Below are 19,896 nucleotides of genomic sequence, written 5' to 3' on the forward strand. Positions count from 1 at the left end.
GATGACAGCTCAAAGTCTCACTAAAAAGAAGCAATTGAATAATTTGAAAATGTAACAATTCGTGTAAATAGCTTATCACAATTTGTGATAACTTTTACAATTAAAAGTTTCTATTTAACGAAACTTAAATTATATTTGTTCCCAATAATAAAAAAAGATGAAGCCCCAATTTGAAATCCTTTTTTTAGAAGACGCATTTGAATTTTTGAAGCAATTGGAACGAAAGCATTACGAAAAAGTGCTGTACAATATTCGTCGTGCACAAAATGAAACCAATTCTGATTTATTTAAGAAATTATCTAATGATATTTGGGAGTTTAGAACTTTGTATCAAGGATTACAGTATCGACTACTTGCTTTTTGGGATAAAACAGCAACAACAGAAACAGTAGTAATTGCGACACATGGGTTCATAAAAAAACAAAGTAAAGTCCCAGACAAAGAAATCCAGAAGGCCATTCAATTGAAGCTTTATTATTTTGAAGAACAAAAAGTAGTAAATAAGAAAAAATGAAAACATATACCTTAGATCAAGTACAAGATGAACTTATCGGTAAGATAGGTACTCTATCGCGTGACATTTTTGAGTATGAACTTCAGATGGACTTAATTGGCAAGGCAATCAAGCAAACTCGAAAAGAAAGAAATTTAACCCAAGAACAACTTGGAAAGTTAATTGGAGTTCAGAAAGCTCAGATATCTAGGATTGAAAATAATGCTAGTAATGTTACCATGGATACCTTATTGCGCGTTTTTACAGCATTAAAGGCAACTGTTAAATTGCAGATTGAATTGCCTAATTTAAATATTAGCGTAGGCTAGGATAACTATTTACGATATTAGATCCCGACGCTTCGGGACGAGCTACGATTTAGAAATGTATCAATTTAGAAATGTAACAATGTGTGAATACAAATTAATAAAAGTGTTCAGTATTCAGCTGTAAGTGTTCAGAAAAACTACTTAAATGTTCCTAAATAGAGCGAAGCGAATTTCTTAAATTAACTTATATGACTTATATGGTTTTAAATTTACGATTTATGATTTACGAAATACGAAGTATGATATGTGTCAATTCGTGATGTTAAATAAATAAAGTATTCAGTATTCAGCTGGAAGTGTTCAGGAATAACTACTTAAATGTTCTTAAATAGAGCGAAACGACTTTCTTATATTTACTTATATGCCTTATATGGTTAATTAATTTTAGCTTCGCTCCGTTCGGCTTCGCCTCGGGTCGAAGTACGATAGTAGAAGTACGAATTAAAACATTCATCATTCAACATTCCGTATTGAATCCCGACGCTTCGGGACAAAATTTTAACAAAGAACATTAGAACAACGAATGTTGAACAAAGAACCAATAGAGATTGCTTCACTGCGTTCGCAATGACAGATTGCTTCACTACGTTCGCAATGACAGATTGCTTCACACTGTTAGCAATGACAGAAAACCGATAACAGAAAACTGACAACACTATATGGAAAACGACGAAATCACCCTCAAAGAACTACTCGAAAAAGCCAAAGAATGGTATTCTTATTTGTTATCACAATGGAAGATCATTGTTTTAGCTGGAGTAATAGGAGCAGCTACAGGATTGACCTACTCCATTTTTAAGAAACCGATTTACACGGCTACCTTATCCTTTGCTTTAGAAGATGAAAAAGGTGGAGGAATGAGTGGTGCTTTAGGACTGGCTAGTTCTTTAGGATTGGATTTAGGTGGTGGCAGTGGTGGAGGAGCTTTTTCTGGAGCCAACTTGACCGAATTATTCAAGTCTCGTTCGATGGTAGAACAAACTTTAATGCAACCCGTACAAGCAGGAACCGATACCATTTCCTTAGCCGAAATGTATATTCGTACGCAGGAATGGAGAGACAAATGGAATGAAAAATCGAAATTGAAAGCCATCCAATTTCCTCCTTTGACCAAAAGAAAGTACTTTACCCGTGAACACGATAGTATTATGGGTAAGATGTATGAAGACTTGTCCAAGACTAGTTTGACAGTAGCCCAGAAAGATAAAAAAATATCGATTATTAGTATTGATGTCAAATCAGAGAATGAGGCGTTTGCTAAAGCGTTCTCAGAAACCTTAGCCAAGCAAGTCTCTGACTTTTATGTGAATACCAAAAGCAAGAAAGCCCGAATGAATATGGCAATTTTACAACACCAAACGGATTCTATTCGTGCAGAATTGAACGGTGCGATTACTGGTGTAGCAGTAGCGAATGATAACACCTTTATGTTGAATCCTGCTTTGAATGTAAACCGGGCACCATCTGCCAAACGCCAAGTCGATGTACAAGCCAATACGGCTATATTAACTGAATTGATAAAACAAGTAGAATTAGCGAAGGTAACCCTGCGAAAAGAAACACCATTAATTCAAGTCATTGACCGACCTATTTTACCTTTGCCTAAAGAAAGATTCGGCAAAGCCAAAGGAATTGTATTGGGAGGTATTTTAACTGGATTTTTAGTAATTCTAGCTCTGATAATAAAAAGAATATTAAATAATTTAAAGTAATGAGAATTCTAATAACTGGAGGAGCAGGTTTTATAGGTTCCAATCTTTGTGATTATTTTATTGAAAAAGGGCATCAAGTTATTTGTTTGGATAATTTTGCAACTGGACATTCACATAATTTGAAAGCTGTTATCAATAATCCAAATTTTACTTTAATTGAAGGTGATATTAGGAACATTGAAGATTGCCAAAAAGCTGTTCAAAGGGTTGATTTTGTATTACATCAAGCTGCTTTAGGGTCTGTTCCTCGATCCATTAAAGACCCTAACACAACTAACGAAGTGAATGTGACTGGTTTTTTGAATATGTTGACCGCTGCACGAGATGCAAAAGTAAAACGTTTTATATATGCAGCTAGTTCATCGACTTATGGTGACTCTCAAGGTTTGCCTAAAGTCGAAGATGTAATAGGAAAACCACTTTCTCCATATGCTATCACCAAATATGTCAACGAATTGTATGCTGAAATATTTAGTAAAACGTATGGTATTCAAACGATAGGTTTACGTTATTTCAATGTTTTTGGAAGAAAACAAGATCCAAATGGAGCTTATGCTGCAGTGATACCCTTATTTGTTAAACAATTCATGAACTATGAAAGTCCTATAATTAACGGAGATGGTAATTATTCAAGAGATTTTACTTATATTGATAATGTGATCCAAATGAATGAATTGGCAATGCTAACAGAGAATCCACAAGCAGTAAATACGGTATACAATACAGCTTTTGGAGATAGGACAACGCTAACACAATTAGTACAGCTACTAAAAGAAAATTTAGCACAGTTTGATCCTAAAATTGGAGAGGTAGAAGTACTTCATGGTCCCAACAGAGCAGGAGATATTCCCCATTCATTAGCAAGTATCGAAAAAGCAAAAAATAATTTAGGGTATAAACCTCAATTTTCTATTGAACAAGGCATTAAAGAAGCGGTTTCTTGGTACTTTCATAATTTAAAGTAATAGATAAATGAAAAAAATAGCAGTTATAGGATTAGGCTACGTTGGTTTACCTCTTGCACGTTTATTTGCAACTAAATACAATGTAGTGGGTTTTGATATCAATCAAACTCGAATAGAAGAGCTCCGAAATGGACATGATGGAACATTAGAAGTCGAAGACCAAATTTTGCAAGCTGTTTTGAAGGCTACTAACAATGAAGATACAGGACTTTTTTGTTCCTATGATTTAGCAGCTATTAAAGATTGTACTTATTATATAGTAACGGTTCCTACTCCTGTAGATAAAAACAATCGTCCTGATTTAACGCCTTTGCATAAGGCAAGTGAGACAGTTGGTAAAGTATTAAAAAAAGGGGATATTGTCATATATGAATCTACTGTATTTCCTGGCGCAACCGAGGAAGAATGTATTCCCGTTTTAGAAAAAGTTTCCGGATTACAATTCAATGTTGATTTTTTTGCTGGCTACTCTCCAGAACGTATCAATCCTGGCGATAAAGAGCATACAGTAGAAAAAATATTAAAAGTAACCTCGGGTTCTACTCCTGAAATAGGGAAAAAAGTTGATGAATTATATCAATCTGTCATTACGGCAGGGACTCATTTAGCACCGAGTATCAAAGTAGCTGAGGCTGCCAAAGTGATTGAGAACTCTCAAAGAGATATTAACATTGCTTTTGTAAATGAGTTAGCGAAGATATTTAATTTAATGAATATTGATACGCATGCCGTGTTAGAAGCAGCAGGTACTAAATGGAATTTCTTACCCTTTAAACCAGGTTTGGTTGGTGGACATTGTATTGGTGTAGACCCCTACTATTTAGCACAAAAAGCACAAGAATTGGGCTATCATCCCGAAATTATTTTAGCAGGGCGTCGTTTAAACGATAGTATGGGAGAGTATGTGGCTTCTCAGGTGGTAAAGTTGATGATTAAAAAAGGGATTACGGTAAATGGTGCTTCTTTGTTAATGTTAGGGATTACTTTCAAAGAAAATTGCCCAGACGTTAGAAATACAAAAATTGTTGATGTGATAGCGGCTTTAAAAGAGTACGGTATAAATGTTACCACTTATGACCCTTGGGCTAACCCGAAAGAGGTACAACAAGAATATAAACTAGAAACTACTAATTCGATGCCCATTGAAAAATTTGATGCAGTAGTCTTGGGAGTGGCACATAAAGTGTTTTTAGATTTAAATTTATCTTTGGTTCAAAATAAACAAAGTGTGTTGTACGATATTAAGGGTGTGTTAAAAGTTGAAACTGACGGAAAATTATAAAATATGTTTAAAAATAAAATTTTATTAATTACGGGAGGTACAGGTTCTTTCGGTAATGCTATGCTTAAAGGATTTTTAAATTCAGAACTGAAAGAAATCCGTATCTTCAGTAGAGACGAAAAAAAGCAGGAAGATATGCGTATTGAATACAAAAACGATAAGCTTAATTTCGTGATTGGTGATGTTAGAGATTTTGATAGTATCAATAATGCAATGTCAGGAGTTGACTACGTTTTCCATGCAGCAGCATTAAAACAAGTGCCATCTTGTGAATTTTTTCCAATGCAAGCAGTACATACTAACATTACAGGTGCTGAAAATGTTTTAGAAGCAGCAGCAAGAAATAACGTTAAACGTGTGGTAGTATTGAGTACAGATAAAGCAGTTTATCCAATTAATGCTATGGGTATTTCTAAAGCGATGATGGAAAAATTAGCGGTTTCAAAGGCTCGAGACCCTAGAGTTCAAAATGTAAATGCCGTATATACTGCTACTCGTTACGGAAACGTAATGGCTTCAAGAGGTTCAATAATTCCTTTATTTATCAAACAAATTAAAGAAGGGAAACCACTGACTATAACAAATCCAGAAATGACACGATTTATGATGTCATTAGATGATTCGGTTGAATTGGTTATGTATGCTTTTCAAAATGGAAATCCAGGAGATATTTTTGTACAGAAATCACCAGGAGCTACTATTCAGGTTTTAGCAGAAGCTTTACAAGAATTATTCAATGCCAAAAATGAAATTAATATTATTGGGGAGCGACACGCTGAAAAATTATATGAAACCCTATGCTCGAAAGAAGAAATGTCTAAGGCAGAAGATTTAGGAAGATTTTATAGAGTTCCCGCAGATTTTAGGGATTTAAATTACACGAAGTATTTGCAAATGGATGGCCCCAAGTTAGTTAATGATGAATACAATTCGCATAATACAAATCGACTAACAAAAGAGGAATTAAAAAAGTTGTTATTGACTTTAGATTATGTTCAAGAGGAATTGAAAAACTATACTAATTAATTTATGTTACCATTAATCAAAACATATATTCCACCTCGAGATATATTAATGCCAAAATTAGAAGAGGTATTATATAGCGGTTATATAGCTCAGGGTGATGTTGTAGAAAATTTTGAAAGAAAGTTCGAAGAATTTATTGGTAGTGGTCATACCTTGTCGTTAAATTCTGGGACAGCAGCTTTGCATATTGCTTTGATTTTAGCTGGTGTAAAAGAAGGGGATGAAGTAATTAGTACAGCTATGACCGCTGAACCTACGAATGTTGCTATCAAAATGGTAGGTGCAAAAGTGAGATGGGCAGATGTTGATTATGAAACAGGTAATATTTCGCCAAAAGCTATTAAAAATGCAATTAATTCAAAGACAAAAGCTATAATTGTTGTTGATTATGCAGGAACATCTGTAGATGTAAAAAACATTCAAGAAATTTCAAAAAAGTATAGTATTCCAGTTATTGAGGACGCAGCACATGCCTTAGGGACAACTTATAATGGAAAAAAATCAGGTAATCATTTTCCTTTTACTGTATTTTCCTTTCAAGCCATTAAACATTTGACAACTGTTGACGGAGGAGCATTGCAAATTCAAGATAAAGAATTATATGAAAAAGCGAAGTTAATCAGATGGTTTGGTTTAGATAAAAAGCTAAGTAGATTAGACAATGATATTCAGTTTCAAGGATATAAATACCACATGAATAATGTCAATGCTGCAATTGGTTTAGTACAGCTGGAAAATATTCAAAATATTTTACAAAAATATATCACTATAGGTAAATATTTAGATGTTGAGTTAAATGGGATACCAGGAGTTGAAACAGTTATTCATTACCCAAATACAGAATCATCATATTGGCTATACACTTTAAAGGTGGACAGAAGAGAAGATTTCATTAAAATGATGACAGACAATGGTTTTATGGCTTCTGAAATTCACAAGCGAAACGATTGGCACACCTATTTAAATGATTATCCATCAGAAATGCCAAATTTAGATAAGTTTTATTCTAAATTGGTTCACATCCCTTGTGGATGGTGGGTTACAGAAGAAGATTGCGATAAAATGGTTGAATTGATAAAACAAGGCTGGTAATGATACCTATTTACAAACCTTATATGTCTGAAAATTTATTGCCTGAATTGAATGAAATTTTATATTCTGGTCAATTAAGTTATGGAAAGTATGGTAAGCAATTTGAATCACAATTAAAAGAATTTATTGGTTGTGAATACATATTAACAATTAATTCTTATAACACAGCTATGCAGGTGGTTTCATCCACTTTAGGGTTGCAATTTGGCGATGAGATAATTGCCAGCCCGGTAAGTTGTTTAGCATCAAACCAACCATTTGCAACCAAAGGGTTAAAAGTGATTTGGGCTGATATTAATCCTGCTACAGGAACATTATGCCCTGAAGATGTTGAAGCTAAAATAACTGATAATACAAAAGCCATCTTTCATAATCATTTCTGTGGGTATGTTGGAGATATTGATGCCATTAATAATTTAGGTAAAAAATACGGTATTCCTATTATTGATGATGGCATTGAAGCTTTTGGTTCTGAATATAAAGGCAAGAGAGTAGGAAATCTAGGGACAGATGTAACCATTTTTTCTTTTCAAACCGTTAGATTGCCGAATACCATTGAAGGAGGTGCTATAGCATTTAAGGATAAAGCGTTATATGATAAGGCTGTATTAATTAGAGATTACGGTATTGATAGAACTAATTTTAGAACGGCTGATGGAGAAATCAACCCAGAGTGCGATATACAATTAGAAGGCTATGGAGGACTAATGAGCGAAGTAAATTCGTTTATTGGTACGAAGCAAATGTTAGATATTAACCAATTATTAAAACAACAGCAGCAGAATGCTATCAAATGGCAAAAAGAGTTACAAAATAGTACTGACATTAAACCATTAGAGATAGAAAGTAATACCCAGCCTAATTATTGGGTTTTTGGTACGCTTTCAAAAAGCAGTAACGAAACAATAGCTTATTTTAAATCGATAGGTTATTTTGCAACAGGAGTACACATCAATAATAATATTTATTCTGTTTTCAATAATAAAGTAAATTTAAAAGGAGTAAATAAATTTAAAAAACAATTTGTAGCTATTCCTTGTGGGTGGTGGTTTAACAATAAAAGACATTAATTATGAATACAAATGAAATTGACAAATCAGCAAAGATTCATCCTAATGTTATTTTGGGTGAGTATAATAGAATTGGAAAAAATGTTGTAATTGAAATTTTAGGAAGTAATCCTAATGTTATCGCACTAATAGGTGATAATAATATTATAAGTGATAATACAAGAATTTATATTCACGGTGAATTTATCGTTGGAGATTGGAATGTTTTTCATAATGATATGCTAATAATGCCGGAAGATTCAATGAGAATAGGGCATAATTGCTGGTTTGGACAAAATACGATTTTAGATGGTGCGGGAGGACTGGAAATTGGAAATGGTGTAAGAGTGGGTATGTATTCTCAAATTTGGACCCATGTAGCAAGTGGAGAACAAATTGAAGGATGTATACTTTATGCTAAGAGAAAAACAATCATAAATGATGATGTTTGGTTGGTAGGCAGTTGTGTTGTTGGTTCAGGAATTGTTCTTGGGAAAAGAAGTACAGCTTTAATTAATTCTGTAATTACAAAAGATACTTTGCCAGATAAAGCATATTCAGGTAGTCCGGCGAAGATTATGGAGCATGTTAAATTTTACCTTCCAAAAACAATAGATGAAAAATTTGATATGCTAAAATTATGGTTGTATGAGTTTGTTGAGCTAAGCAACGGAATTTTTAAATTAGAAGTAGACAAAAGTGAATTAAATCTTTTTAATTTGAAAGAAAATCAAAATGTAATTTTTACAAAATCAAAAACTAAGTCACTTGATTTGTCTCAGAGTATTTTTTATTTATTCGATAAAACATTTAATAAAACTAATTCGATATCCGAGAGAGCTATTTATAAGTTTTTGTACAATAACAAAGCAAGATTCATCCCTAATAATTAATTTATTTTACTTTTAGTCATAATAAATATCTAATTATATAAATACTTAATTTAATAAATGGGGGCAGAAATTAAGAATATAAAATATGTTTTTCCTAATCAGAAGATCACTAATACTGATTTAAGTGATCAATTTACAGATTTTGATTTTGGAAAATTTAAGGATAGTAAATTAAATCTAGGGGATTTTAATAAAATGACTTTACAAGAAATATATAATTTTATTAAATGCTTAACAGATCCATATCCAAATGCATTCTTAGAAGATAATAAACTAATATTTAAAAATGTCAGCTATATACCTTCAAAGAAATAAAGATATTAGTAAATGTTAAGAAACATATTAGCAAATTTTTTAGGAAGATTTTGGGGGTTTTTATCCGCTTTTTTGTTTACTCCTTTATATATAAAATTTCTAGGAGTTGAATCTTATTCTATAATAAGTTTTTCACTAGTTTTGTCAGGCTTTATGTTTGTTCTGGGAGCGGGTTTATCTACTACACTTACTAGGGAATTTGCACTAAAAACCAATTCAAATAATGATAAAGTTAATACAATAAAAACATTTGAACTTTTCTACTATTTTATTAGTCTAGTTATTTTGTTATTATTTTTCACTTTTTCAGGATTTATTTCTCATAATTGGTTAAATCTTGATAAAGTCTCACCTGATGATGTGTCTTTTTTTATAAAAATTATTGGATTTGGCATTTCATTTCAACTGTTATGTGAGTTTTATATAGGAGGTTTTATGGGTTTGGAGAAACAAATAAAAGCGAACACATATCAGATTATATGGGGTATTTTTAGAAATGGAATTGTAATAATACCAATTTATTTTTTTCCTAGTTTGAAATTGTACTTTATATGGCAATCAATAATTACCATAATTTATGCATTAGTTTTGAGATATAACCTATTAAATGAATTAAATGTACAAATACCAATATTTCGTAAACCTGTTTTTGATAAAAGTGTATTAAACAATACATGGAAGTTTGCAGCTGGAATTTTTTTAGTGTCTTTAGTGGCAAGTTTTAATACACAAATGGACAAACTTGCAATTAGTAAGCTATTGCCAATTAATATTTTGGGATATTACACTTTAGCAATTTCATTAGCTCAATCTATTATTTTATTAGTAAATCCAATTTCATCAGCTGTTATGCCAAGGATTTCTTCTTTGTTTTCTCAAGACAAATATGTTGAGGTCAAAGATTTGTATGAAAAAATGACTTTATTTATTTCAATTTTAGTTTTTTCATTTGGACTTAATATTTTATTTAATGGCAAAAATTTAATTTGGATTTGGACAAATAATTTGGGTTTAGCAAATAATTCTTCAATATATATACCGATTTTGTCAGTTGGAATGATTGTGTATTCTTTTCAAATTCTTCCATTTAATTTAGCAATAGCAAATGCCTACACTAAACTTAATAATATATTAGGAATTTTAAGTTTAATAGTTACATTGCCAGGATATTGGATCATGACAAATATATATGGTGCAATTGGAGCAGCAATAACTTGGTGCATAGTTCAGTCGTTAATAACAATTATTTATGTTTACTTAGTACATAAAAAATTCTTGCCAGATATTATTCAATTAAAATTTTCAATAAACAATTATATTAAACCATTAATAATTATATTGATAATTACATATATCTTTAATCAGTTTACTAATTTTTGGCCAAGTCGTTTTGGACAGTTTTTTTGGATAGGATTATCTACAATAGTTTCAATATTAGTTGCTATAGTCTTTTTATTTAGAACAAAAGATTACGAGAAATACATCAAAAGATTAAAAAAAATATTTAAATGAGTAATATAGCTTTATCAATCGTTATTCCAACAAAAAATAGGGTTGAGTATGCAAAAATCTGTATTTGTTCTATTTTAAATTTTGAATATAATAATTTTGAGTTAGTTGTAGTAGACAATAGCGATGAGGATTTGTTGCAAAATTGGATTTATTCAAATATTTCAGATTCACGATTAAAGTATATTAGAAAAAATGAATTTCTCACTGTAGTAGAAAATTTTCAAATTGGTATTGATAATGCTAATGGAGAATATGTTTGCACCATGGGCGATGATGATGGGCTAAACCCTGAAATAATAGAATTGGTAAAATGGGCAAAAAAAAATAATATTGATGCAGTGACACCTAAATTTATAGCTGATTATATATGGCCAGATTTAAATCATTTAAAAGATAATTCTACAATTGGTGGAACTTTAAAGATAAAAAAATTCAATAATAATTTTTCTTTTTTAAATGTTAAAAATGGATTAAATCAATTAAGTAGAACTTGTGGTATGGATTTAGCAGATTCATTTTATATTCCAAAAATATATTATGGGATCATTAAAAATGATGTTTTAAAAAAAGCAAAAAATGAAATAGGAACAAATTTTCCTGGTGTCAGCCCAGATCTTTCAGGAGCAATTGTAGCTTCAGCATATATAAATAAATATTGTGTAATTGATTATCCGATTTTTATTGCTGGAAGTTCCATAAAAAGTACTGCAGGATCAAGTAATCTAAAAAAGCATCATGGATCATTAAACGATCAAAAGCATATTTCTAGAAATGCTATTGTTTCATGGCCGAAACAAATACCTAATATTTTTTCGGTTGAAACTGTTTGGAGTCAGTCAGCTTATATGTCTTTAAAAGCGATTAGAAGAGATGATTTAGTAGCTAGTTATAATTTTCCAAGAATTTATGCTAGTTTATTAATGTTTAATAGAAGTTATTACAAATATGTAATTAGTTCTTTTTTATTTACTTTTCAAAAATCAATAGTATTAAATTTATTTAAAGTTCTAATTGAATATATAAATTTAATATTTAGAAGAGCTAAGTACTTAATATTAAATTTAAGAAATAAATTTTTTGGAAGCGCATTATTATATAGCGAAATTCATAATATTGACCAAGCTAATTTAAAACTTTCAGAATATTTGAAGCGCAATAATTTCTCTATAAATAAAATATTATACAATGATTAAAGTTTGTTTTCCATTAGAGGGATTAAATAATTCAGGAGGACTAAGGGTAATAACCGATTTAGCAAACTATTTATCAGAAAATGGATTAATTGTGGATGTGATTGTTCCTGATTATAGAAGTGATTGTTTTTATCAATTTTCTGAAAAGGTAAATTTGATAATTGTCAATACAAATTCCATTTTTGGAAAAAGACTTTTTTATCTTTTTTATTTTATTCGTTATTCAGCAAAAAAAAAATATGATTTTTCTTTCGCAACAGGCTATAAAACTCCATTATTTGTTTATTTATCTAAATTATTCAACTTTTCTAACACCAAAATAGTTTACCTAATACAACATTATGAAATTTCAAGTCAAATTAATTTCACTAAAAAACAAAATAAATTATCTAAACTAATAAAAATCGGGATTGCAAATATTGGTTTTATTGTGCCATCCATTAAAGTTGCTGTTTCAGATTGGATTAAATTACAAATAAAAGATCCTAAAATAAATGTTATACCAAATGGAATAGACCTTGATGTCTTTAAAGTTAAAGTATTACCTGAGCAAAGAGAATTCTACTCGATTGGTATAGTTGGTTCAACTAAACCTATTAAAGGTTATGATTTAATTATTGAGGCAATTTCTAATTTGAGATGTGATTTGCGATCTCAAATAAAATTATTTGTACTTTCAAATGAGAACATTAAACTTCCTTTAAATATTAATTCTCAGCATAAAATTCCTAAAACAAGTGAAGATATTTCTAATTTCTATAATTGCTGTAATATATTCATATTTGGCTCATATGAAGAGGGTTTTGGATTACCTCCTTTAGAAGCAATGGCATCAGGATGTGCGGTTTTAAGTTCTGATTGTGGTGGTGTTAGAACTTTTCTTGATGAAACAAACTCGTTTCTGTTTGATTCTGGAGATACTAAGCATTTAGAAAAAAAATTAGATTATATGCTTAATAATCCGACTCAAATAAATGAGGTGAGACAAATGGGCATTTTAAAATCAAAAGAATTTTCCTTAGAATTAATGCTAAATTCATATATTAATCTTTTAAAAAAATAGTATAATTGAAATTTTTAAAAGATTTATTGATCTATACAGTTCCTTTTGTTTTAATAGTTGGAACTAATTTTAATTTAAGTGGTTTAATTGGAATTAACATTGCAATAGGATATTCAGAGTTTGTAATTTTTTTATTATTAATATGTTTATTAATTGATAACAAAGTTATTTTTCCTAAAAGGTTGATTTATGCCTTTCTTTCATATTTAGCAGCAATTATATTATCATTAATTTTTTCTTCAAGATTTATTTCTATAATTTCAATTATTGAATTAATAAGATGGATTGAATATTTTATTTTATTTGTTTGTATATATTCTTTGGCAGATAGGAACAATATATATAAATCTCTATATTTATTAATGATGGCCTCAATTTGGTTTATTAGTACCGCTGTTTATCAAACTTTTACATTTAATTTTTATGAGAAAAGAATTTATGGTACTTTTCTGTCAGCCGCAGATATTGCAGAAGAATCTGTTTCAAATCCAAATGTTGCTGGGGCTTTTTTAGTAGGTTGTTTTCTTTTTTTTTACTCTTTTAAACGATATGATTTTAAATCGATTACGCATAAGTATTGCCTAGTTTTTTTACAAAATGTTAGTTTCGTTTTAGTTCTTTATACTTTATCAAGAAGTGCATTCATTGGAATGATATTAGGTTTATTTGTTTTATTATATTTTTTTAAAAAAAATATAATAAAAACTATTTTATTTATATTCTGTACATTTATTATTTTATTTTTAGCTATAATTTCTTTTATATCAGATTATGAAGAGTTTGCTATAATAGAAAGAGCAATAAGTACTTTTGATAGTTCAACTAATTCTGGAGCGTCTGTTGTAGCTAGATTTGAAAACTCATCAACAACTTTAGATGTTGTATGGGATAATTTTGTTTTTGGAATTGGTTTTGGGGATTTAGAAAATCAATTTAATCTTGTACCGGATAATTATTATATACACAATTTTGCCGAAACAGGTATCGTTGGTTTTGTTACTTCTGCCATATTATTGATTGTAATATTTTTAGACTTATTGAAAATGAAAAAAAGCAATATAGATAGTTATTTTTTTTATTTTATATGCGCTTTTATAGCTTTTTATGTTTCGTTTTTGTTTGAAAATTATGCTGCAAATCTTTTTAGAAGTCCAAGGTTACTTGGTCTTTTCTGGTTTGTTTTAGCAATCATTTACAAGTATTATTATATTATTAAAAATAATACAATTTCTAATAAGGTTATAAATGAATAGTATAGTTTATTTTACTAAATATACAGAAAAAGGACCAAGCAGTAGGTATAGGTCATTTCAATATAAGGATATTCTAGAGAAAGAGTTCCATATCCAATATTATCCATTATTTGATGATGATTATATTAATAATCTATATGCCAACAAAAAAATAAATTATTATCAAATACTGACATCCTATTGTTCACGAATTTTTAAAGTTTTAAAATATCTTAGAACAGATAAAATAGTTTTTATTGAATATGAGTTATTGCCCTATTTTCCACCTATTTTAGAATATTTGCTGTATAAGACTAATGTAAAAATAATTTTGGATTATGATGATGCTATATTTCATAATTATGATTTACATTCAAAGAAGATGGTCAGATATTTGTATGGAAATAAAATACCTTCAATAGTTAAATATGCAAATACGGTAATTACTGGAAGCCCATATCTTTCATCATATTTAAATAGATTTACAACTAAAATAGTTGAAATTCCAACGAGTGTAAACTATGCAAATTATAAATCAAAATGCCAATTTAAAACTAGTAATAATTCAATATCTATAGGATGGATAGGTTCTAAATCTACTTCTATAAATATTATTAATATTAAAGAAGTCATAAAAAAAATATATGGGATAAATCCTAAAATCACATTTAAATTTATGGGATTTGATAGCAATTTGAAATCTCAATTGGATCTCCCAAATGTTGAATTTTATAATTGGTCTGTGAAAGAAGAATTGATTTTTTTAAATGATATTGATTTGGGAATTATGCCATTAGAAGACACGCCTTTCAATAGAGGAAAATGCGGTTTTAAACTTATCCAATATATGGCAATGGGAAAGCCAACTTTATCAACACCTTTGGAAGCAAATGTGAAAATAAATAGAAATAATAGTAATTTATTTGCAACCAATAAAGACGAATGGGTAGAATGTATCAATAAATTTATTTCTAATGAAAGTTTTTATAGAGAAGTCGGTTTTAGGAATCAAAAAATTGTAGAAGAATATTATTCCGTTGAAGCCAATAGTATAAGTTATATTAATATATTTAATCAGTTATTCAATGTGCGGAATTAATGGTTTTTTAGCACTTAATAAAGTAGAAAATCTATCTGAGCAATTAACAGCTATGAATAATTTTATTATTCATAGAGGCCCAGATGCAAATGGTGAATTTGTTGCAATAGAGTATCAATACTCGATTGCAATGGGAATGCGCAGGCTTTCTATTATTGATTTAAATACAGGAAATCAACCTATTTATTCAGAAGATCTGTCTAAAGTAATTGTTTTTAATGGTGAAATATACAATTATCAAATTTTAAAAAATCAATTAATTAATCAAGGATGTGTATTTAAAACCAACTCCGATACTGAAGTAATTTTGAAACTTTATGAAAAAGAAGGAGTAAGATCTTTTGGTAAGTTAGACGGAATGTTTGCGTTTAGTATTTATGATAAAACGATTGGTAAGGTATATATAGCTCGTGATTTTTTTGGGGAAAAGCCATTGTATTATTCTCAAACTAAAGATGGTTTTATTTGGGCTTCCGAATTGAAATCAATCATTCGAACATTAAATAATAAACCAGAGATTGATACAACTGCCTTGACAATGTATTTTCAATTGACATATATTCCTGCACCTCATACTATTTATGAAGGGATTCATAAATTGGAAGCTAATCATTACATTGAAATAGATTGTGTAGAAAATAGTTATAAAGTACTTGAACTAGTTGAATCTACTTCTAAATTTATGATTCAATCAAAAAAGGAAGCGATTAAAGTAACTAATGAATTAGTACAAAAAAGTGTTGCATCACGATCTATATCAGATGTTCCTCTTGGTACATTTTTATCGGGAGGGGTAGATTCTTCTATTGTCTCTTTATGTTTGGCACAACAACAAGAGCAAAAAATTGATACCTTTTCAATTGGTTTTGATAAAAAATCTTTTGATGAATCCGATAAATCTCGATTAGTATCCAAGTTAATCAATAGTAACCATCACGAGTTCATAATTTCAGAAAAAGACTTAACTGCTAATATTGATGAAATCATATTGAATTTTGACGAGCCTTTTGCGGATTCTTCTGCATTAGCAACCTATTTGGTTTCTAAAAAAACTAAAGACTATGTAAAAGTAGCTTTGACTGGTGATGGAGGCGATGAGGTTTTTGGTGGATATAACAAATACTATATGGGTAAGTTAAATCAAAAATATACTAGCCTAATTCCAAAAAGACTTCATGAAAATGGTTTGAGTTTTGTGAATAAATTATTAGCTTCTAGAGAAGATTCAAGAGGATTGAAATTTAAAGCAAATAGATTGCTTCAATCGATAAACTATGAAGGTGATTTTTATTACAATATTATTTCTTTAGGATTTAATGAATCCGAATTGAAAGATATATTACAACCCAATGTTTATATGCCAGCGGTTTTAAATTACTATAAGAATTCTACGTTGGCAAAAAGTAATACAATAGGTAATTTTAGAGCTATTGATAAGAAGTTAAGTTTAGAAGGAGATATGCTGGTTAAAGTAGACAGAACGAGTATGTTAGCTTCTTTAGAATGTAGAGCTCCGTTTTTAAACAAAGAACTTTGGGATTTTACCAATCAATTGCCTGATTCCTACCTTATTAATGGTTGGGATAAAAAACACATACTTAAAGAAGCTTTTAAAGAATATTTTCCAAATGACTTTTTAAATAAATCAAAAAAAGGTTTTGGTGTTCCTGTTGGAGATTGGTTACGTTCTGACTTACGATCAGAATTATTATCATATATTGATGAAGCATTTATCAATAAACAGAATATATTTCAGTTTGATATAGTTTCAAAAATAGTAGAAGATCATTTGAATTTAAAAAAAGACAACACTTTCAGGGTTTGGACTTACTATTGTTTTCAAAAATGGTATAAAAATACATATGAAGCCTAAATTATTTAGAGTTACAACAGTATCGGAATCCCTTAAAATATTATTAAAAGGACAACATAAATTCATGTCTGAAAATGGATTTGAAGTAATTGGAGTTGCATCTAATAGTAAAGCTTTAGATGAAACGAGTCAAGATGAGAATATTAGAGTTATAGGCTTAAATATGACAAGAAAGATTACGCTATTTAAAGATATCTTATCTGTGTATTATTTTTTTAAAATATTAAAGAAAGAGAAACCAATAATAGTTCATTCACATACTCCTAAAGCGGGTATTGTTTCAATGTTAGCCTCAAAGTTAGCTAATGTCCCCATTAGATTGCATACAGTTGCAGGATTACCGTTAATGGAAGCTAAAGGAAATAAACGTAAATTATTGAATTTTGTTGAAAAAGTCACCTATGTTTGTGCTACTAATGTTTATCCTAACTCAAAAGGTTTGTATCAATTTATTGTTAATGAAGAATTAGTATCGTCTAAAAAATTAAAAGTGATTGCCAACGGTAGTTCAAATGGAATTGACACATCTTATTTCGACTCAGAAAGCATATTAGAAGTACAAAAAGAAGATTTAAGAACAAAGTTAAATATTCATAATACGGATTTCGTATTTATCTTTGTTGGGCGTTTAGTTGGTGATAAAGGAATTAATGAATTAATTGAGGCTTTTTCAAGAATAAATGATTATAATGTAAAATTAGTTTTAGTTGGAGGGGCTGAATCTGATTTGGATCCTTTATTTGAAGAAACAATTAATAAAATAGAAAAAAATCCAAATATTATATCAGTTGGTTTTCAAAGTGATGTACGACCTTATTTTGCTATAAGTAATTGTTTAGTTTTTCCTAGTTATCGAGAAGGGTTTCCTAATGTGGTCATGCAAGCAGGAGCTATGGGATTGCCAAGCATAGTTTCTGATATTAATGGATGTAATGAAATTATTGAAGAAGGAATTAATGGAACTATAATACCAGTTAAAGATCCTAAATCTTTATTTGAATCAATGCTAAAAATGGTCAATAACGAGCATTGGAGATGTCAATTAGCTGGTAATGCTAGAGATAAAATAGTCTCACGTTTTGAACAACAAGTAGTTTGGGATGCTATATTAAATGAATATAAGAGTTTGTTAATTGAAAAAGGGTTGCAGAATGTATAAAATTTATATAAAATTCTTAATTGATTTTACAGTCTCTTTTGTTATTTTAATTATTACTTTTCCATTTTTGTTCATCGTTACCTTGCTTTTGACTTTAGTTAATGAAGGTAAACCTTTCTTTTTTCAATTACGTCCTGGTAAAAACGAGCAACTATTCAAAATAATCAAGTTTAAAACGATGAATGATAAAAGGGATAGTGATGGAAATTTACTTCCTGATGCGAAACGTTTAACAAAAGTTGGTCAATTGGTTCGAAAAACTTCGTTGGATGAAATTCCACAATTATTGAATGTATTAAAAAGCGAAATGAGCTTAATAGGCCCAAGACCTTTACTGCCGGAATATTTACTGTTATATAACGAAACGCAAAAGAGAAGACATGAAGTAAAGCCAGGTATTACGGGTTGGGCACAGGTAAATGGGCGTAATGCTATAAGTTGGCAACAGAAATTTGAGTATGATGTTTGGTATGTTGACAATGTATCATTTTTATTAGATTGTAAAATTGTGTTTTTAACAATAAAAAAAGTGTTTAAAAGAGAAGGTATAACCGCTGAAAATTCAGTTTCGGCAGAAGCTTTTAAAGGAAATTAATATGGGTTCAGTTATTAAAGGTATAGAATATGTTTATCCAGAGCGAAAAGTCACAAATAAAGAATTAGCTATTGAATTCCCTGATTATGATTTTTCTAAATTTGAAGATAAAGTAGGGGTTAAGAATAGATATTGGGTGAAAGAAAACGAAACAGCTCTTGATTTAGCAAAAAAAGCATGTGATAAATTGTTTAAAAAATTTTCAAAAGACAATGTAGATTATATATTATATTGTACGCAAAGTCCAGAATATTTTTTGCCCACTACAGCTTGTATTTTACAAGATTACTTAAAAATTAATAAAAACGTTGGAGCTTTAGATTTTAATCTTGGTTGTTCTGGTTTTGTATATGGAATGAGTTTAGCAAAAGGATTAATAAATTCCGGACAGGCAAAAAATGTACTCTTAGTTAGTGCAGAGACCTATTCAAAATATATGCATCCTAAAGACAGATCTAATAGAGCTATTTTTGGAGATGCCGCAGCCGCAACATTAATTACATTTGATGATAAAGAATACTTTGGAGAGTTTCTTTTTGGAACAGATGGTTCGGGGTATGATAAATTAATTGTAAAAAATGGTTGTAGTAGAAACCCTACGGATACTGACGCAAAAGAAATCACTTATGGAACTAATAATGTCTATACTGATAATCATTTGTATATGAATGGACCAGAAGTGTTTAATTTTACTAATGAAGTAATCCCAAATTTCACCAAAGAAGTTTTAGAAAAAAACAAAGTAGAATTTGAAAAAGTAAATCAATTTATTTTCCATCAAGCCAATGCTTTTATGCTAAATTTTATGCGTAAAAGATTAAAAATTGAAGCTAATAAATTCTTTGTTGATTTAGAAGATGGAGGTAATACAGTATCATGTACCATTCCGATTGCATTAAAAAAATATGCGTCAACAATGGAAGAAAACAAATCAGAAACCATTGCCCTTGTAGGTTTTGGTGTTGGGCTTTCTTGGGCAGGAGGAATAATTAAGATTAATAGTAAATTATAAAT

The 19,896-nt window shown here is 29.7% G+C and carries 19 protein-coding genes; all 19 read left to right on the forward strand.

Features of this window, described 5'->3' with window-relative positions:
* Positions 1 to 157: 157 nt before the first annotated feature.
* The 19 genes from LPC20_RS05370 to LPC20_RS05460 all read left to right on the forward strand — a co-directional run bounded on the left by LPC20_RS05370 (position 158) and on the right by LPC20_RS05460 (position 19,894).
* Positions 158 to 514, forward strand: coding sequence for a type II toxin-antitoxin system RelE/ParE family toxin (locus LPC20_RS05370; protein WP_229323234.1), 357 nt, complete (start codon positions 158 to 160; stop codon positions 512 to 514).
* On the forward strand, positions 511 to 822 hold the full coding sequence (locus LPC20_RS05375) for a helix-turn-helix domain-containing protein (RefSeq protein ID WP_229323236.1): 312 nt from the start codon (positions 511 to 513) through the stop codon (positions 820 to 822). The genes LPC20_RS05370 and LPC20_RS05375 overlap by 4 nt, the downstream gene beginning before the upstream one ends.
* 659 nt (positions 823 to 1,481) lie before the next feature.
* Positions 1,482 to 2,534, forward strand: coding sequence for a Wzz/FepE/Etk N-terminal domain-containing protein (locus LPC20_RS05380; RefSeq protein ID WP_229323238.1), 1,053 nt, complete (start codon positions 1,482 to 1,484; stop codon positions 2,532 to 2,534).
* The gene (locus tag LPC20_RS05385; RefSeq protein ID WP_229323240.1) at positions 2,534 to 3,499 is read left to right on the forward strand and encodes an SDR family oxidoreductase; all 966 of its coding nucleotides are present in this window, start codon (positions 2,534 to 2,536) and stop codon (positions 3,497 to 3,499) included. The genes LPC20_RS05380 and LPC20_RS05385 overlap by 1 nt, the downstream gene beginning before the upstream one ends.
* 7 nt (positions 3,500 to 3,506) lie before the next feature.
* Positions 3,507 to 4,781: a nucleotide sugar dehydrogenase gene (locus LPC20_RS05390; RefSeq protein ID WP_229323243.1), complete on the forward strand. Its 1,275-nt coding sequence runs from the start codon at positions 3,507 to 3,509 to the stop codon at positions 4,779 to 4,781.
* Between the two features lie 3 nt (positions 4,782 to 4,784).
* Positions 4,785 to 5,807, forward strand: coding sequence for a polysaccharide biosynthesis protein (locus LPC20_RS05395; protein WP_229323245.1), 1,023 nt, complete (start codon positions 4,785 to 4,787; stop codon positions 5,805 to 5,807).
* Positions 5,808 to 5,810: 3 nt separating this feature from the next.
* Positions 5,811 to 6,899, forward strand: coding sequence for a DegT/DnrJ/EryC1/StrS family aminotransferase (locus LPC20_RS05400; protein WP_229323247.1), 1,089 nt, complete (start codon positions 5,811 to 5,813; stop codon positions 6,897 to 6,899).
* Positions 6,899 to 7,969, forward strand: a complete 1,071-nt coding sequence (locus LPC20_RS05405) for a DegT/DnrJ/EryC1/StrS family aminotransferase (RefSeq protein ID WP_229323249.1) — start codon at positions 6,899 to 6,901, stop codon at positions 7,967 to 7,969. The genes LPC20_RS05400 and LPC20_RS05405 overlap by 1 nt, the downstream gene beginning before the upstream one ends.
* A 2-nt stretch (positions 7,970 to 7,971) precedes the next feature.
* Positions 7,972 to 8,841 (forward strand): acyltransferase, encoded by an 870-nt coding sequence (locus LPC20_RS05410; RefSeq protein WP_229323251.1) that lies wholly within the window; start codon positions 7,972 to 7,974, stop codon positions 8,839 to 8,841.
* A 57-nt stretch (positions 8,842 to 8,898) separates the two neighbouring features.
* The gene (locus LPC20_RS05415; RefSeq protein ID WP_229323252.1) at positions 8,899 to 9,156 is read left to right on the forward strand and encodes a DNA-3-methyladenine glycosylase; all 258 of its coding nucleotides are present in this window, start codon (positions 8,899 to 8,901) and stop codon (positions 9,154 to 9,156) included.
* A gap of 12 nt (positions 9,157 to 9,168) precedes the next feature.
* Positions 9,169 to 10,668: an oligosaccharide flippase family protein gene (locus LPC20_RS05420; RefSeq protein WP_229323254.1), complete on the forward strand. Its 1,500-nt coding sequence runs from the start codon at positions 9,169 to 9,171 to the stop codon at positions 10,666 to 10,668.
* Positions 10,665 to 11,861: a glycosyltransferase family 2 protein gene (locus tag LPC20_RS05425; RefSeq protein ID WP_229323256.1), complete on the forward strand. Its 1,197-nt coding sequence runs from the start codon at positions 10,665 to 10,667 to the stop codon at positions 11,859 to 11,861. The genes LPC20_RS05420 and LPC20_RS05425 overlap by 4 nt, the downstream gene beginning before the upstream one ends.
* Positions 11,854 to 12,924, forward strand: a complete 1,071-nt coding sequence (locus LPC20_RS05430) for a glycosyltransferase family 4 protein (RefSeq protein WP_229323258.1) — start codon at positions 11,854 to 11,856, stop codon at positions 12,922 to 12,924. The genes LPC20_RS05425 and LPC20_RS05430 overlap by 8 nt, the downstream gene beginning before the upstream one ends.
* A gap of 5 nt (positions 12,925 to 12,929) precedes the next feature.
* Positions 12,930 to 14,177, forward strand: a complete 1,248-nt coding sequence (locus tag LPC20_RS05435) for an O-antigen ligase family protein (protein WP_229323261.1) — start codon at positions 12,930 to 12,932, stop codon at positions 14,175 to 14,177.
* Entirely contained in the window at positions 14,170 to 15,255 is a 1,086-nt protein-coding gene (locus LPC20_RS05440) for a glycosyltransferase family 4 protein (protein ID WP_229323263.1), read from the forward strand. The genes LPC20_RS05435 and LPC20_RS05440 overlap by 8 nt, the downstream gene beginning before the upstream one ends.
* Complete coding sequence (gene asnB, locus LPC20_RS05445; RefSeq protein ID WP_229323265.1) at positions 15,242 to 17,128, forward strand: asparagine synthase (glutamine-hydrolyzing); 1,887 nt, start codon at positions 15,242 to 15,244, stop codon at positions 17,126 to 17,128. The genes LPC20_RS05440 and asnB overlap by 14 nt, the downstream gene beginning before the upstream one ends.
* Positions 17,118 to 18,287 carry a glycosyltransferase family 4 protein gene (locus LPC20_RS05450; RefSeq protein ID WP_229323267.1) on the forward strand — a complete coding sequence of 390 codons (1,170 nt, stop codon included), beginning with the start codon at positions 17,118 to 17,120 and terminating at the stop codon, positions 18,285 to 18,287. The genes asnB and LPC20_RS05450 overlap by 11 nt, the downstream gene beginning before the upstream one ends.
* Positions 18,280 to 18,882, forward strand: coding sequence for a sugar transferase (locus LPC20_RS05455; protein WP_229323269.1), 603 nt, complete (start codon positions 18,280 to 18,282; stop codon positions 18,880 to 18,882). The genes LPC20_RS05450 and LPC20_RS05455 overlap by 8 nt, the downstream gene beginning before the upstream one ends.
* 1 nt (position 18,883) lies before the next feature.
* On the forward strand, positions 18,884 to 19,894 hold the full coding sequence (locus tag LPC20_RS05460) for a 3-oxoacyl-ACP synthase III family protein (RefSeq protein ID WP_229323271.1): 1,011 nt from the start codon (positions 18,884 to 18,886) through the stop codon (positions 19,892 to 19,894).
* The last annotated feature ends 2 nt before the right edge of the window (positions 19,895 to 19,896 follow it).

The sequence above is a fragment of the Flavobacterium ammonificans genome (assembly GCF_020886115.1).
GTDB lineage: Bacteria > Bacteroidota > Bacteroidia > Flavobacteriales > Flavobacteriaceae > Flavobacterium > Flavobacterium ammonificans.

Excerpts from the sequence above, each read along its gene's own strand:
- LPC20_RS05370 (WP_229323234.1), top strand. The coding sequence starts at position 158 with ATGAAGCCCCAATTTGAAATCCTTTTTTTAGAAGACGCATTTGAATTT.
- LPC20_RS05375 (WP_229323236.1), top strand. The coding sequence starts at position 511 with ATGAAAACATATACCTTAGATCAAGTACAAGATGAACTTATCGGTAAG.
- LPC20_RS05380 (WP_229323238.1), top strand. The coding sequence starts at position 1,482 with ATGGAAAACGACGAAATCACCCTCAAAGAACTACTCGAAAAAGCCAAA.
- LPC20_RS05385 (WP_229323240.1), top strand. The coding sequence starts at position 2,534 with ATGAGAATTCTAATAACTGGAGGAGCAGGTTTTATAGGTTCCAATCTT.
- LPC20_RS05390 (WP_229323243.1), top strand. The coding sequence starts at position 3,507 with ATGAAAAAAATAGCAGTTATAGGATTAGGCTACGTTGGTTTACCTCTT.
- LPC20_RS05395 (WP_229323245.1), top strand. The coding sequence starts at position 4,785 with ATGTTTAAAAATAAAATTTTATTAATTACGGGAGGTACAGGTTCTTTC.
- LPC20_RS05400 (WP_229323247.1), top strand. The coding sequence starts at position 5,811 with ATGTTACCATTAATCAAAACATATATTCCACCTCGAGATATATTAATG.
- LPC20_RS05405 (WP_229323249.1), top strand. The coding sequence starts at position 6,899 with ATGATACCTATTTACAAACCTTATATGTCTGAAAATTTATTGCCTGAA.
- LPC20_RS05410 (WP_229323251.1), top strand. The coding sequence starts at position 7,972 with ATGAATACAAATGAAATTGACAAATCAGCAAAGATTCATCCTAATGTT.
- LPC20_RS05415 (WP_229323252.1), top strand. The coding sequence starts at position 8,899 with ATGGGGGCAGAAATTAAGAATATAAAATATGTTTTTCCTAATCAGAAG.
- LPC20_RS05420 (WP_229323254.1), top strand. The coding sequence starts at position 9,169 with ATGTTAAGAAACATATTAGCAAATTTTTTAGGAAGATTTTGGGGGTTT.
- LPC20_RS05425 (WP_229323256.1), top strand. The coding sequence starts at position 10,665 with ATGAGTAATATAGCTTTATCAATCGTTATTCCAACAAAAAATAGGGTT.
- LPC20_RS05430 (WP_229323258.1), top strand. The coding sequence starts at position 11,854 with ATGATTAAAGTTTGTTTTCCATTAGAGGGATTAAATAATTCAGGAGGA.
- LPC20_RS05440 (WP_229323263.1), top strand. The coding sequence starts at position 14,170 with ATGAATAGTATAGTTTATTTTACTAAATATACAGAAAAAGGACCAAGC.
- asnB (WP_229323265.1), top strand. The coding sequence starts at position 15,242 with ATGTGCGGAATTAATGGTTTTTTAGCACTTAATAAAGTAGAAAATCTA.
- LPC20_RS05450 (WP_229323267.1), top strand. The coding sequence starts at position 17,118 with ATGAAGCCTAAATTATTTAGAGTTACAACAGTATCGGAATCCCTTAAA.
- LPC20_RS05455 (WP_229323269.1), top strand. The coding sequence starts at position 18,280 with ATGTATAAAATTTATATAAAATTCTTAATTGATTTTACAGTCTCTTTT.
- LPC20_RS05460 (WP_229323271.1), top strand. The coding sequence starts at position 18,884 with ATGGGTTCAGTTATTAAAGGTATAGAATATGTTTATCCAGAGCGAAAA.